The following is a 14,536-nucleotide window of genomic DNA, read 5'->3' as shown; positions in this document are numbered from 1 at the left end:
CGCATTACAGACGATTACTTACGCGCCGCCTCCCACGATTTCAGCAGTTCGGCATAGCTCACGGTTTCGCCTTTAGGTTTCTCGTTTTCCAGTTTCGGTTTCGGCGCACCCGGCTGATCGAACCAATACTGCGCATCCCGCTCCGGATTCATTTTCGGCCCGCAGGTCGGTTGTACCTTGGAGCGTTCCAGACGGGTCATGATCGCATCCTGATCCTTGGCCAGACCGTCCAGTGCCTGTTGTGGCGTTTTCTCGCCACTGGCCGCTTCGGCGATGTGGCTCCACCACAGTTGCGCCAAGCGAGGATAGTCCGGCACGTTGGTCCCGGTCGGGGTCCATTGCACCCGGGCCGGGCTGCGATAGAACTCCACCAGACCACCGAGTTTCGGCGCCAGGTCGGTCATCGCTTGCGAGTTGATGTCCGATTCGCGGATCGGCGTCAGGCCGACGATGGTTTTCTTCAGCGATACAGTTTTCGAGGTCACGAACTGCGCGTACAGCCACGCCGCGAGTTTTTGCTTTTCAGGCGTGGACTTGAGGAAGGTCCAGGAACCGGCGTCCTGATAACCGAGCTTCATGCCCTCTTCCCAGTACGGACCTTTCGGCGACGGCGCCATGCGCCATTTCGGCGTGCCGTCGGCGTTCATCACCGGCAGGCCTGGTTTGGTCATGTCGGCGGTAAACGCGGTGTACCAGAAGATTTGCTGGGCGATGTTGCCCTGGGATGGCACCGGGCCGGATTCGGAGAAGGTCATGCCCGCCGCTTCCGGTGGCGCGTATTTTTTCATCCAGTCCACGTACTTGGTGGTCGCATACACTGCCGCCGGGCCGTTGGTGTCGCCGCCGCGGGTCACGCTGGAACCGACCGGATGGCAATCCTCGACGCGGATGCCCCACTCGTCCACCGGCAAGCCATTGGGTATGCCCTTGTCGCCGGCACCGGCCATGGAGAACCAGGCATCAGTGAAGCGCCAGCCCAGGGACGGGTCTTTCTTGCCGTAGTCCATGTGACCGTAGACGCGCTTGCCGTCGATTTCCTTGACGTCTTCGCTGAAGAACTTGGCGATGTCTTCATAGGCCGACCAGTTCACCGGCACGCCCAATTCGTAGCCGTACTTTTCTTTGAATTTCGCTTTCAAGTCCGCCCGCTCGAACCAGTCGGCACGGAACCAATAGAGGTTGGCGAACTGCTGGTCAGGCAGTTGATAGACCTTGCCGTCCGGCGCGGTGGTGAACGAGATGCCGATGAAGTCTTTGATATCCAGTGTCGGCGAGGTATAGGCCTTGCCTTCGTTGGCCATCAGGTCGGTGATCGACTCGGTCTTGCCATAGCGAAAGTGCGTACCGATCAGGTCCGAGTCGTTGACCCAGCCGTCATAGATGTTCTTGTCCGATTGCATCTGGGTCTGCAGCTTTTCCACCACGTCGCCTTCCTGCAGCAGGTCGTGGGTCAGCTTGATCCCGGTGATTTCGGTAAACGCCTTGGCCAACACTTTGGATTCATATTCGTGGGTCGCGATGGTTTCCGAGACCACCTTGATGTTCATCCCGCGAAACGGCTCGGACGCCTTGATGAACCACTTCAACTCTTCCAGCTGCTGTTCAGCAGTCAGGGTGGACGGTTTGAACTCGCTGCCAATCCATTTCTTGGCGGCGTCTTCATAGGCGTCGGCCCAGGCCGCAGCGCTCAACCCGTTGAGTGCCAGCATGGCTGCCAATGAAACGCTATGTCGCAGCTTATTGTTTTTGTCGAACATAGAGACCTCCTGTTTGAGTTTGGGAGCAACATTGCCGATCGATGTCGACTAGCCCCAGCGCATCACAGCCAACAGCCACACCAGGGCTAACGCGAACGCCACCCAGATGCTCCAGTCGGTGGCGCCGATTACCAGCAAATGCAGGTAGGCGCTGCCGAGAAGACCGATAAACAGCCGATCGCCACGGGTGGTGGCAATCGGCAAAAAGCCACGCCGAGGGACACTCGGCGAACGTAATTCCCAGGTCGTCATGCCCACCAGGATCAAGGCAATGACGCTGAAGAACGCCGCCGTGGGGACGGTCCAACTCATCCATTCCATCATCAGTTCCTCATACCCGGCCCAGGGCAAAGCCCTTGGCCACATGGTTGCGAACAAACCAGATCACCAGCATGCCTGGCAGGATAGTCAACACCCCCGCCGCCGCCAGCACGCCCCAGTCAATGCCGGACGCTGACACCGTTCGGGTCATGACCGCCGCGATGGGCTTGGCATTCACCGAGGTCAGGGTTCGTGCCAGCAACAGCTCGACCCAGGAAAACATGAAGCAGAAAAACGCCGTGACACCGATCCCGGAGCCGATCAGCGGGACGAAGATCTTCACGAAGAACTTGGGGAAACTGTAGCCGTCGATGTAGGCGGTTTCGTCGATTTCCTTGGGGACGCCAGACATGAAGCCTTCAAGAATCCATACCGCCAACGGCACGTTGAACAGGCAATGGGCCAATGCCACCGCAATGTGTGTGTCGAACAGCCCGATCGACGAGTACAACTGGAAAAACGGCAACAGGAACACCGCCGGTGGCGCCATGCGGTTGGTCAGCAGCCAGAAGAACAGGTGTTTATCGCCGAGGAAACGATAGCGTGAAAACGCATACGCCGCCGGCAGCGCCACGCTCAGGGAAATCACCGTGTTCAGGCTCACGTAGTACAGCGAGTTGAGGTAACCGGTGTACCAGCTCGGATCCGTGAAGATCACCTTGTAGTTGGCGAAGGTGAAATCCTGGGGAAACAGCGTCAAACCACCGAGGATTTCGGTGTTGCTCTTGAAGGACATGTTCAGCAGCCAGTAGATCGGCACCAGCAGGAACAGGATGTAGATCAGCAACGGGATAAGCTTTCTCATGCTCATGGCGGGCCTCACCGATTGGCGTCAGAGTGAGTCATGGCGGTATAGAACAGCCACGACACCAACAGGATGATCAGGAAGTACACCAGCGAGAATGCCGCCGCCGGGCCGAGGTCGAATTGCCCTACGGCCATTTGGGTCAAGGTCTGACTCAAGAAGGTCGTGGCATTGCCCGGACCGCCACCCGTCAGTACGAACGGCTCGGTGTAGATCATGAAGCTGTCCATGAACCGCAGCATCACCGCGATCAGCAGCACACTCTTGAGCTTGGGCAACTGGATGTGTCGGAACACCGCCCAGGCCGACGCCCGATCAATCCGCGCCGCCTGGTAATACACGTCGGGAATCGCCCGCAGACCGGAGAAACACAGCAGCGCCACCAGCGACGTCCAGTGCCACACGTCCATCACCAACACCGTGACCCAGGCGTCCATGGTGTTGGATGCATAGTTGTAGCTGATGCCCATGGCATTGAGGCTCGAACCGAGCAAACCAATGTCGGCCCGACCGAAAATCTGCCAGATGGTGCCGACCACGTTCCACGGGATCAGCAGCGGAATCGCCAGGACAATCAGCACCAGCGACGACCAGCGGCCCTTGGTCGGCATGGTCAGGGCGATGGCGATGCCCAAGGGGATTTCGATCAACAGCACACAACCGGAATAGATGAACTGGCGCAGCAGCGAGTCATGCAACCGAGGGTCGAGCAACACCTGCCTGTACCAATCGGCACCGACGAAGTAGCGGCTGGACTGGTCGAAGATGTCCTGCACCGAGTAGTTGACCACGGTCATCATCGGGATCACCGCACTGAATGCCACCAGCAGGAACACCGGCAACACCAGCCACCAGGCCTTGTTGTTCTGCACCTTGTTCATGGCAGTACCTCCAGCAGGTAATCATCGGCATAGACCATCAGCCATTGCGCCGGAAAACTGATGTACGCCTTGCCTTCGGGCACCGGTTTGTCTTCGGCCAGGCGTACTTTGAGCGGAGCGCCGTCGAGGTTCAGGGTCATGATCTTGTAGGTGCCCAGGTCTTCGACGTGTACGACCTGTGCCTGCATCGCGTCATCAAAGGGCTCGTCCCACACATGAACGAACTCCGGACGAATGCCGACTTTCAGGGTTTTCCATTCGGACTCGGCGATGCGTTTCTGCATTGCGTCGGACAACGGCAAGTGAGTCCCGGCAAAAACGACACCGCCGGCTTGTGGCTGGACCTCGATCAGGTTCATTCCCGGGCTGCCGATGAAATAGCCGACAAAGGTGTGGCTCGGCCGCTCGAACAATTCCCGTGGCGTACCGAACTGCACGATTTGCCCGCCATACATCACCGCGATCTTGTCAGCGAAGGTCGAAGCCTCGAGCTGATCGTGGGTGACATAGACCATGGTGATGTTGAACTGCTCGTGGATCTGCTTGAGCTTGCGTCGCAGCTTCCATTTCAGGTGCGGGTCGATCACCGTCAGCGGTTCATCGAAGAGGATCGCCGACACGTCATCGCGCACCAGCCCACGGCCCATGGAGACTTTCTGTTTTTCATCGGCGGTGAGGTTGCGCGCCTTCTTGTACAGCAGTGCCTGGAGGTCGAGGACTTCAGCGATTTCCTGCACCTTGGTGTGAATTTTCGCTTCCGCCATGCCCTGATTGCGCAATGGAAAGGCCAGGTTATCGAACACCGTCATGGTGTCGTAGACCACTGGAAACTGGAAAACCTGGGCGATGTTGCGCTTTTCCGGGGTCAGCTCGTTGACCACTTTGCTGTCGAACAGCACCTGGCCTTGAGACGGGCTGAGCAACCCGGAAATGATGTTGAGCAAGGTCGACTTGCCGCACCCCGAAGGCCCGAGCAGCGCGTAGGCACCGCCCTGCTCCCAGACGTGGTCCATCTCGCGGATCGCGTAATCCTCGGGGCCGGTCGGCGTGTGGGTGTAGCTGTGGGCAAGGCTCTGCAAACGGATCTCGGCCATCAGGCAACCCTCGCAATGCGGCGACCGGGCGCCTGGACCAGCCGCCCCTGCGTATCGAACACAAACAGTTTATGGGTCGGGATATAGATGCGAATCGGCGCATCGACGTCGTATTCGTGAACACCCGGCAAGTGCAGCACCAGCAGGAAATATTCGTTGCGTACATGCAGGAACGTCTCCGAACCGCTGATCTCGGCCACCTCGACGGTCACCGCCAGTTCCAGGTCATCGTCATTGCTCGGCACCAGCGAGATATGGCTGGGGCGCACACCGAAACGGAACTCGCCCTCGCCCACCGGCCGCAGATCAACGTTCAACGGGAAGTGCACGAAATTGGCGAAACTGACTTCATTGCCGGCAATGCGCCCCGGCATCAGGTTGATCGGCGGCTCGGAGAACAGCTCCGCCGCCAGCACGGTTTGCGGCTGGTGATACACCTCGGAGGACTTGCCGCTCTGGATCACCCGACCTTCGTGAAGAATCGTGGTGGTGCCACCCAGGGCGAGGGCTTCGTTGGGTTCGGTGGTGGCGTAAATCGCGATGGTATTGCGCGCCTTGAACAGCTCGCGCATTTCCTGACGCAGCTCCTCGCGCAGCTTGTAGTCGAGGTTGACCAGCGGCTCGTCGAACAGAATCAGCTCGGCGTCCTTGACCAGCGCCCGGGCCATGGCCGTGCGCTGTTGCTGGCCGCCGGAAAGTTCCAGGGGATAGCGCTGGAGGAATTTCTCGATGCGCAGCATCTTCGCGGTTTCCAGCACTTTGCTCTGAATCAGCTCGTTGGAAACGCCGCCCTGGCGCAGTGGCGAGGCGATGTTCTCGAACACCGTCATGGTCGGGTAATTGATGAACTGCTGATACACCATCGACACGTTGCGCAACCGCACCGGGCGCTGGGTGACGTCGACGCCGTTCATCAGGATGCGACCGCTGTCGGGTTTGTCCAGACCGGCCATCAGGCGCATGAGGCTGGTTTTGCCGGACAGCGTGCGACCGAGCAAAACGTTGAACGATCCGGGTTCGAAGTTGAGGCACGCATCGTCGATCCAGGTCTGACCCTCGACGGTGCGGCTGACGTGCTCCAGGATGAGTGACATGGCTCGGCCTTTTTTTATTTTTTGAGTCAAGCGACCGGAGCACTACAGCGACATTCGTGCCAGAAATTCCAAGCGCTTGATTTGGCTTGAAATTCCCTCAAACAAGACAAGAATCGCATTCGTTGCTGAACAGAAATGAACAACCACCAATGAACAATTGAACAGTTCAACGATTGACAATGAACAAATGTGAACAACACTCTACGGACGTTTTCAGCCACACATTGGCTCCTACGGGGGCACGTGGCGTTTGAACGTGATGTAAAAACCATAAAAACAATAAAAGCTCGCTCAGAGACCGACTGCCATGGCCGCACCTGCCCCGCCGCTCTCCCACGACGCCATCATTCAGGACTCCTGGTCCCGCTGCCGCGCGTTCGGGCTTGATCATCAGAGCGCGCCGGCGTTCGATCAGCTGCCGGCCGATGGCATCGCCCAGTTGCTGGAGAGCCAGCATTCACTGGTGCAGACCACCCATCAGGAAGTCCTGCCGTATTACGAGAACATCCTCAGCAACTCCAATTGCCTGATCATGCTCGCCAACAATCAGGGCCAGGTGCTGACGTCCTGGGGCACCCAGCGTTTCATCGAGCCGAGCCTGACCCGCGGTTTCAGCGCCGGCGCCAGCTGGATGGAGCGTTGCAGCGGGACCAATGCGATTGGCACCGCGTTGGCCTGCGAGCAGGCGGTGCATATCGAGCACGATGAACATTTTCTCAAGGCCAACCGCTTCATGACCGGCTCCGCCGCACCGATTTTCGATGCCGAGCGCAAGGTGATCGCGGTGCTGGATGTGTCCAGCGACAGCTACCTGCCGCCCTCCCACACCCTGGGCATGGTCAAGATGATGAGCCAGACCGTGGAGAACCGGCTGATCCTCAACCTGTTCCATGGCCAGCATTTCCAACTGACTTTCAACACCGGGCTGAACAACCTCGACAGCCAATGGGCCGGGTTGCTGATCTTCGATGAAACCGGTCAGGTGCTGTCGGCCAATCGCCGGGCCGACAATTTGCTGGGCATCAGCCTGTCGCGGGTCAGCGTCGAGAGCCTGTTCAAAGTCTCGTTGCTGGAACTGCTGAACCAGCCGGACGGCCTGCCGTTTGCCCTGCAAGCCTCGGGGCGCAACCGCTTTCAATGCCTGCTGAAACGGCCAAAACAAGCGCCGATTCATGCTCGACTGTTTTCTGAACCCAAGAGCGCCGAACCCACCGTTGCGACGCCCGCCGCGATCAGCCTCAACACCCTGCATTTTGGCGACAGCCGTGTGGAAAAAGCCGTGCGCCAGGCCGAGCGCTTGCTGGAAAAGGACATTCCGCTGTTAATCCACGGGGAAACCGGGGTCGGCAAGGAAGTCTTCGTCAAAGCCCTGCACCAGGCCAGTTCACGCAGCAAACAGCCATTCATTGCCGTCAACTGTGCAGCGATCCCCGCCGAACTGGTGGAGTCCGAATTGTTTGGCTATGAGAAAGGCGCATTCACTGGCGCCAATCAGAAAGGCAGTATCGGGCTGATCCGCAAGGCCGACAAAGGTACGCTGTTTCTCGATGAAATCGGCGACATGCCGCTGCCGACCCAGGCCCGACTGCTGCGGGTGTTGCAGGAACGTTGCGTGCAACCGGTGGGCAGCGGCGAGTTGTTCCCGGTGGACATACGGATCATTTCGGCGACTAACCGCTCGTTGCGGGAACAGGTTCAACTGGGGCGGTTTCGTGAGGATTTGTATTACCGCATCGGTGGTTTGACCCTGGAACTGCCCCCGCTCAGGGAACGCAGCGACAAGCAGGCGCTGTTCAAGCGTTTGTGGGAGCAACACCGTGAACCGTCGCAGTGGGCCGGGTTGAGCCCCGAAGTGATGGAGCTGTTCAGTCGTCATCCGTGGCCCGGGAATTTGCGCCAGGTCAGCAGTGTGATGCAGGTAGCGCTGGCCATGGCCGAGGAACAACCGGTGCGGCCGGAGCATTTGCCGGATGATTTTTTTGTCGATCTGGAGATGGAGCCGGTGGATTCGCCGGAGCCGATAGCGGTTGATTTGAATGATGCCGAGGCATTGAATCGGCAGTTGCAGGCGGCCGGGGGGAATATTTCGCACCTGGCGCGGCGGTTGGGGGTTAGTCGCAATACCCTTTACAAGCGATTGCGTCAGTCAGGCGACTGATCATTCCCACGCTCCGCGTGGGAATGCAGCCGGGACGCTCTGCGTCCCAAGAGCCGAACGCGGAGCGTCCGTTGAGGCATTCCCACGCGGAGCGTGGGAACGATCATCAGTCAGCTAGACGCCAGGTCGTACCGCCCTTGCCGTCTTCCAGCACCACGCCCATGGCAGTGAGCTGGTCGCGGATACGGTCGGATTCGGCCCAGTCCTTATTGGCACGAGCCGTCAAACGAGCCTGGATCAGTGCATCGACTTGCGCCGCATCAACCCGCCCTTCGGCACCGGCCTGCAGGAAGTCATCGGCCTCAAGCTGCAACACGCCCAGCACGCTGGCCAGTTCCTTCAAGCGCGCCGCCAGACCGGCCGCTGCATCGAGATCGCTCTCGCGCAGGCGGTTGATCTCGCGGACCATCTCGAACAGCACTGCACAGGCTTCCGGCGTGCCAAAGTCGTCGTTCATCACCTGGGTGAAGCGCTCGACAAAGGCTTCGCCACCCGCCGGCGCCACGTTCGGCAGGCCTTTCAACGCATGGTAGAAACGCTCGAGGGCGCCCTTGGCGTCCTTGAGGTTGTCTTCCGAATAGTTGATCGCGCTGCGGTAGTGGCTCGACACCAGCAGGTAACGCACGACTTCCGGGTGGTACTTTTCCAGCACGTCGCGAATGGTGAAGAAGTTGTTCAAGGACTTGGACATCTTCTCGCCATTGATGCGAATCATGCCGCAATGCATCCACGCGTTGGCGTAGGTCTTGCCGGTGGCCGCTTCGCTCTGGGCGATTTCGTTTTCATGGTGCGGGAACTCCAGGTCGCTGCCGCCGCCATGAATGTCGAAGGTCTCGCCGAGGCAGCAGGTGGACATCACCGAGCACTCGATATGCCAGCCCGGACGACCGTCGCCCCAAGGCGATGGCCAACTCGGCTCGCCCGGCTTGGCGCCTTTCCACAGCACGAAGTCCAGCGGGTCCTGCTTGGACTCGTCGACTTCGATCCGTGCGCCGATGCGCAGGTCTTCGATCTTCTTGCGCGACAGCTTGCCGTAGCCCATGAACTTGGCGACGCGGTAGTACACGTCGCCATTGCCCGGTGCGTAGGCATAACCCTTGTCGATCAGGGTCTGGATCATGCTCTGCATGCCAGCGATATGATCAGTGGCCCGCGGCTCCATGTCCGGCTTGAGGATGTTGAGGCGCGCCTCGTCCTCGTGCATCGCGGTGATCATGCGCTCGGTCAGCGCGTCGAACGGCTCGCCGTTCTCCTTCGCCCGATTGATAATCTTGTCTTCAATGTCGGTAATGTTGCGCACATAGGTCAGGTTATAACCGCTGAACCGCAACCAGCGGGTCACCAGGTCGAACGCGACCATGCTGCGGCCATGGCCAATGTGGCAGTAGTCGTACACGGTCATCCCGCAGACGTACATGCGCACATTGTTGCCATCCAGAGGCTTGAAGACTTCTTTGCTCTTGGTGAGCGTGTTGTAGATCGTAAGCACGAATGCTCCTTCCTTAACGCTGAATCACTGGCCCCAGGAATCGCGCAGGGTCACGGTACGGTTGAACACCGGATGACCTGGTTTCGAGTCCTTGATATCCGCGACGAAGTAACCTTCGCGCTCGAACTGGAAACGGTCTTCCGGCTGTGCGTTGCCCAGCGAAGGCTCGGCACGACAACCGGTGAGGACTTGCAGCGAGTCAGGGTTGATGTTGTCCAGGAAACTGGCACTGTCTTCGGCCTTTTCAGGGTTGGCCGAACGGAACAGGCGATCGTACAGACGCACTTCGCATTCGACGCTGGCCGCGGCAGGCACCCAGTGCACCACGCCTTTGACCTTGCGGCCTTCAGGGTTCTTGCCCAGGGTGTCCGGATCGTACGAGCAACGCAGTTCGACGATGTTGCCATCGGCGTCCTTGATCGCTTCGTCGGCACGGATCACGTAGCTGCCGCGCAGACGCACTTCGCCGTTCGGCTCCAGGCGCTTGTAGCCTTTTGGCGGCTCTTCCATGAAGTCTTCACGGTCGATGTAGAGCTCACGGGCGAACGGCAGAACGCGCACGCCCATGTCTTCTTTCGGGTGGCACGCCAGTTCGAGGTTTTCGACCTGACCTTCCGGGTAGTTGGTGATCACGACTTTCAGCGGACGCAACACGCACATGGCGCGTGGGGCGCTGTGGTCGAGGTCGTCACGGATACTGAATTCGAGCATGCCGAAATCCACTACGCCGTCGGAACGGTTGGTGCCGATCATTTCGCAGAAGTTGCGGATCGATTTCGGCGTATAGCCACGGCGGCGGAAACCCGACAGCGTGGACATGCGCGGATCGTCCCAGCCATTGACGTGCTTTTCATCGACCAGCTGCTTGAGCTTGCGCTTGCTGGTGATGGTGTAGTTCAAGTTCAGGCGGCTGAATTCGTACTGACGCGGGTGCGCCGGCACCGGCAGGTTGTCGAGGAACCAGTCGTACAACGGACGATGGCTTTCGAACTCCAGGGTGCAGATCGAGTGAGTGATGCCTTCGATGGCGTCCGACTGACCGTGGGTAAAGTCGTAGTTGGGGTAGATGCACCACTTGTCGCCGGTCTGGTGGTGATGCGCATGACGGATGCGATACATGATCGGGTCGCGCAGGTTCATGTTCGGCGAGGCCATGTCGATCTTGGCCCGCAGCACGCGTGCGCCGTCCTTGAACTCGCCGGCCTTCATGCGGGCGAACAGGTCCAGGTTTTCTTCAACCGAGCGGTCGCGGAACGGGCTGTTCTTGCCCGGTTCGGTCAGGCTGCCACGGTATTCCTTGGCTTGCTCAGGGGTCAGGTCGTCGACGTAGGCCTTACCGGCCTTGATCAGCTCTACCGCCCAGTCGTGCAACTGGTCGAAATACTGCGAGGCATAGCGCACTTCACCGGACCATTCGAAGCCCAGCCATTTGACGTCGCTTTCGATTGCGTCGATGTATTCCTGGTCTTCCTTGGCCGGGTTGGTGTCGTCGAAACGCAGGTGCGTGACGCCGCCGAATTCCTGCGCCAGGCCGAAGTTCACACAGATCGACTTGGCGTGACCGATGTGCAGGTAGCCGTTGGGCTCAGGCGGGAAACGGGTGACGATCTGCGTGTGCTTACCCGAGTCCAGGTCCGCCTGGATGATCGGGCGCAGGAAATTGACCGGCACGGCTGGGCCGGTCTTGGAATTCGAGGTAGGGTCGACAGTGGGCTTGCTCATAGGATCCTTGAACGTACAAGTGCGCGGCCAGTTGGCCAAATCAAAGCGGCTGTTATAAATCAAAGGGGCTTATCATAGCCGATGCTGTCAAGTGGCTGACAGAGCGGGCCGGCAATCGGTTGCATTTAATCGGCCGTCGATGAAAAACAGCCTCGAAATTCGCGCCCGGCACGCTAAACTGCCTGCCTTGGCCGACACTGGCCGGACTGGTTGAGGGCCTGAACGCCCCGAAGCCCACGAATTCATAGAAAAAAGAGTACCGATCATGACCCAAGTCAAACTGACCACCAACCATGGCGACATCGTCCTGGAGCTGAACGCTGAGAAAGCCCCGATCACCGTGGCCAACTTCATCGAGTACGTTAAAGCCGGTCACTACGAAAACACTGTTTTCCACCGTGTCATCGGTAACTTCATGATCCAGGGCGGCGGTTTCGAGCCAGGCATGAAAGAAAAGAAAGACAAGCGCCCAAGCATCCAGAACGAAGCCGACAACGGCCTGTCGAACGTGAAGTACAGCGTGGCCATGGCCCGCACCATGGAGCCGCATTCGGCTTCCGCCCAGTTTTTCATCAACGTGGCTGATAACAGCTTCCTGAACCACAGCGGCAAAACCGCTCAGGGTTGGGGCTACGCCGTATTCGGTAAAGTGGTCGAAGGCACTGACGTAGTCGACAAGATCAAAGGCGTGGCCACGACTTCCAAGGCCGGCCACCAGGACGTACCAGCAGAAGACGTGATCATCGAGAAAGCCGAGATCATTGAGTGATACTGCTGATTTCAGACTTGCATCTGGAAGAGGAGCGCCCGGACATTACCCGGGCGTTTCTGGATTTGCTCGCCGGACGCGCCCGCTCGGCGAGTGCGTTGTACATTCTGGGCGACTTCTTCGAGGCGTGGATTGGCGACGATGCCATGACGCCGTTCCAGCGCTCCATCTGCCAGGCCCTGCGCGAACTTAGCGACAGCGGCACGGCCATTTTTCTGATGCACGGCAATCGCGACTTCATGCTTGGCCAGGCCTTCTGCAAACAGGCCGGCTGTACGCTGCTGAAGGACCCGAGTGTCGTGCAGTTTTACGGCGAGCCGGTGCTGTTGATGCACGGCGACAGCCTCTGCACCCGCGACGAGGCTTATATGAAGCTGCGTCGCTATCTGCGCAACCCGATCACTCGGTTCATCCTGCGAAATCTGCCCTTGCGCACTCGCCATAAACTGGCGCGCAAACTGCGCAGCGAAAGCCGCGCGCAAACGCGGATGAAGGCTAATGACATTGTTGATGTCACGCCGGAAGAAGTGCCGCGAGTCATGCAGCAATACGGTGTGAAAACCTTGATCCATGGGCACACCCATCGCCCCGCCATCCATAAGTTGCAGATTGGCGAGCAGGCGGCCAAACGCATTGTGTTGGGGGATTGGGACCGTCAGGGATGGGCGTTGCAGGTGGATGAGCAAGGGTTTGCGTTGGCGCCGTTTGATTTCACCCCGCCGCCACAATTGGCAGCACCCGCAAACTAACGGCCAAACACAAAACCCTTGTGGGAGCGGGCTTGCCCGCGATAGCGGAATCACATTCAACAACTTTGTTGACTGACCCACCGTCATCGCGGGCAAGCCCGCTCCCACAGGGACTGTGTTTGACTTAGTGGCCGGCAGCAGACGGTCCCGCCTTCGCTGCAAACGGCGGTTTCGCCAGCCACACCAGCAAGATCAACCCCATGAACGCCCACCCCAGCAACGTGAAGTAATCCACGGTGGAGAGCATGTATGCCTGGCTGGTCAGCACATGATCCAGTTGCGCGTAGGCCGGATTGCCCGCCCCGCCCAGCGTGTTCAGCGCCTCCCGGGTCGCCGGCTCATATGTGGTGATGCTTTCAATCAAATACGCATGGTGCTGATCGGCGCGGCGAATCCAGATCCAGGTGGTCAACGATGCCGCAAAACTGCCGCCCAGGGTCCGCAGGAACGTCGCAAGACCCGCGCCGTCGGCAATCTGGCTCGGCGGCAAATCCGACATCAAAATGCTCAGGGTCGGCATGAAGAACAACGCCACGCCAATGCCCATGAACAGCTGCACCAAAGCGATGTGCTGGAAGTCCACTTCGTTGGTAAAGCCTGCGCGCATGAAGCAACTCAAACCGATGCAAAGGAACGCGCCACCGGCCAACAGTCGCAGGTCGAACCTGTGCGCGTACTTGCCGACAAACGGCGACAGCAGCACTGGCAGAATGCCGATCGGCGCCACCGCCAATCCGGCCCAGGTGGCGGTGTAGCCCATCTGGGTTTGCAGCCATTGCGGCAGGATCAGGTTGATGCCGAAGAACCCGGCGTAACCGCCCACCAGCACGATGGTGCCGATGCGGAAGTTGCGGTAAGCGAACAGCCGCAGGTTAACCACCGGGTGTTTGTCGGTCATTTCCCAGATCACGAACACCGCCAGCGCAATCACTGAAATAGCCGCGCCGATGATGATGAAATTCGACTCGAACCAGTCCAGATCATTGCCCTTGTCGAGGATCACCTGCAACGCGCCGACACCGATGATCAAGGTAATCAAACCGACGTAATCCATCGGCTGGTAACTGGTCACCACCGGACGCGCCTTGAGTTGCTGGCGCACAACCATCACCGCGAAAACCCCGATCGGTACGTTGATAAAAAAAATCCACGGCCAGCTGTAGCTGTCGGTGATCCATCCGCCGAGGATCGGCCCTGCAATCGGCGCCACCACCGTGACCATCGCCAGCAACGCCAGGGCCATGCCGCGCCTGGCGGGCGGATAGACCGCGATCAGCAGCGTCTGGGTCATCGGGTACAACGGCCCGGCCACCAGGCCTTGAAGCACCCTAAAGCCGATCAGCTCTGGCATCGAGGTCGAGATACCGCACAGAAACGAAGCCAGCACGAACAGCATCGTCGCCCAGAGAAACAGCTTCACCTCACCGAAACGCCGGCTGAGCCAACCGGTCAGCGGCAGCGCGATGGCGTTGCTCACGGCAAACGAAGTGATCACCCAGGTGCCCTGCTCCGAACTCCCCCCCAGGTTGCCGGAAATCGTCGGCAAGGCTACGTTGGCGATGGTGGTGTCGAGCACCTGCATGAAGGTCGCCAGCGACAGGCCGATGGTGCTGAGCAGCAGGCTGGGCGGCGTGAAAGAGGCGTTATTGCTCATCGCGAATCCTTTGAAACCTGATTGGCACAGCGCCTGTTACTGA

General features: G+C 59.2%; 12 protein-coding genes. 3 read left to right on the top strand and 9 right to left on the bottom strand.

The features are described from left to right. Positions 1 to 14: 14 nt before the first annotated feature. From PSH65_RS11145 to PSH65_RS11120, 6 genes are read right to left on the bottom strand one after another with little or no spacing between them, the layout of a single operon-like run. A complete protein-coding gene (locus PSH65_RS11145) occupies positions 15 to 1,757 on the bottom strand; it encodes an ABC transporter substrate-binding protein (RefSeq protein WP_305426246.1) in 1,743 nt (580 codons plus the stop codon). Positions 1,758 to 1,805: 48 nt separating this feature from the next. Next, positions 1,806 to 2,078, bottom strand: a complete 273-nt coding sequence (locus PSH65_RS11140; protein WP_305426971.1) for a DUF2160 domain-containing protein — start codon at positions 2,076 to 2,078, stop codon at positions 1,806 to 1,808. Positions 2,079 to 2,088: 10 nt separating this feature from the next. Beyond that, positions 2,089 to 2,889, bottom strand: coding sequence for a carbohydrate ABC transporter permease (locus PSH65_RS11135; protein ID WP_305426245.1), 801 nt, complete (start codon positions 2,887 to 2,889; stop codon positions 2,089 to 2,091). An 8-nt stretch (positions 2,890 to 2,897) separates the two neighbouring features. Beyond that, on the bottom strand, positions 2,898 to 3,764 hold the full coding sequence (locus PSH65_RS11130; protein ID WP_305426244.1) for a carbohydrate ABC transporter permease: 867 nt from the start codon (positions 3,762 to 3,764) through the stop codon (positions 2,898 to 2,900). Next, positions 3,761 to 4,858, bottom strand: a complete 1,098-nt coding sequence (locus PSH65_RS11125) for an ABC transporter ATP-binding protein (protein ID WP_305426243.1) — start codon at positions 4,856 to 4,858, stop codon at positions 3,761 to 3,763. Before PSH65_RS11125 ends, PSH65_RS11130 begins: the two co-directional genes overlap by 4 nt. Then, positions 4,858 to 5,952, bottom strand: a complete 1,095-nt coding sequence (locus PSH65_RS11120) for an ABC transporter ATP-binding protein (protein ID WP_305426242.1) — start codon at positions 5,950 to 5,952, stop codon at positions 4,858 to 4,860. The genes PSH65_RS11125 and PSH65_RS11120 overlap by 1 nt, the downstream gene beginning before the upstream one ends. A gap of 307 nt (positions 5,953 to 6,259) precedes the next feature. On the opposite strand from PSH65_RS11120, the gene PSH65_RS11115 reads away from it, so the two are divergent. Further along, on the top strand, positions 6,260 to 8,110 hold the full coding sequence (locus PSH65_RS11115; protein WP_305426241.1) for a sigma-54-dependent Fis family transcriptional regulator: 1,851 nt from the start codon (positions 6,260 to 6,262) through the stop codon (positions 8,108 to 8,110). A 106-nt stretch (positions 8,111 to 8,216) separates the two neighbouring features. Here PSH65_RS11115 and cysS read toward each other — a convergent pair whose 3' ends face one another. Together cysS and PSH65_RS11105 are read right to left on the bottom strand one after the other, a co-directional pair. Continuing rightward, the gene (cysS, locus tag PSH65_RS11110) at positions 8,217 to 9,599 is read right to left on the bottom strand and encodes a cysteine--tRNA ligase (RefSeq protein ID WP_305426240.1); all 1,383 of its coding nucleotides are present in this window, start codon (positions 9,597 to 9,599) and stop codon (positions 8,217 to 8,219) included. A gap of 24 nt (positions 9,600 to 9,623) precedes the next feature. Further along, positions 9,624 to 11,321: a glutamine--tRNA ligase/YqeY domain fusion protein gene (locus PSH65_RS11105; protein WP_305426239.1), complete on the bottom strand. Its 1,698-nt coding sequence runs from the start codon at positions 11,319 to 11,321 to the stop codon at positions 9,624 to 9,626. A 265-nt stretch (positions 11,322 to 11,586) separates the two neighbouring features. Between PSH65_RS11105 and PSH65_RS11100 the strand changes: the two genes are divergently transcribed. Then, positions 11,587 to 12,090, top strand: coding sequence for a peptidylprolyl isomerase (locus PSH65_RS11100; protein WP_305426238.1), 504 nt, complete (start codon positions 11,587 to 11,589; stop codon positions 12,088 to 12,090). Next, positions 12,087 to 12,839 carry a UDP-2,3-diacylglucosamine diphosphatase gene (gene lpxH, locus PSH65_RS11095; protein WP_305426237.1) on the top strand — a complete coding sequence of 251 codons (753 nt, stop codon included), beginning with the start codon at positions 12,087 to 12,089 and terminating at the stop codon, positions 12,837 to 12,839. The genes PSH65_RS11100 and lpxH overlap by 4 nt, the downstream gene beginning before the upstream one ends. 124 nt (positions 12,840 to 12,963) lie before the next feature. On the opposite strand, the gene PSH65_RS11090 is transcribed toward lpxH, so the two are convergent. Beyond that, positions 12,964 to 14,493, bottom strand: a complete 1,530-nt coding sequence (locus tag PSH65_RS11090; protein WP_305426236.1) for a DHA2 family efflux MFS transporter permease subunit — start codon at positions 14,491 to 14,493, stop codon at positions 12,964 to 12,966. Positions 14,494 to 14,536: the final 43 nt, after the last annotated feature.

This window comes from Pseudomonas sp. FP603 (assembly GCF_030687415.1).
GTDB classification, from domain to species: domain Bacteria; phylum Pseudomonadota; class Gammaproteobacteria; order Pseudomonadales; family Pseudomonadaceae; genus Aquipseudomonas; species Aquipseudomonas wuhanensis.
Note: the sequence above shows the minus strand (reverse complement) of the source record. Positions and strands in the feature narration are given on the sequence as shown.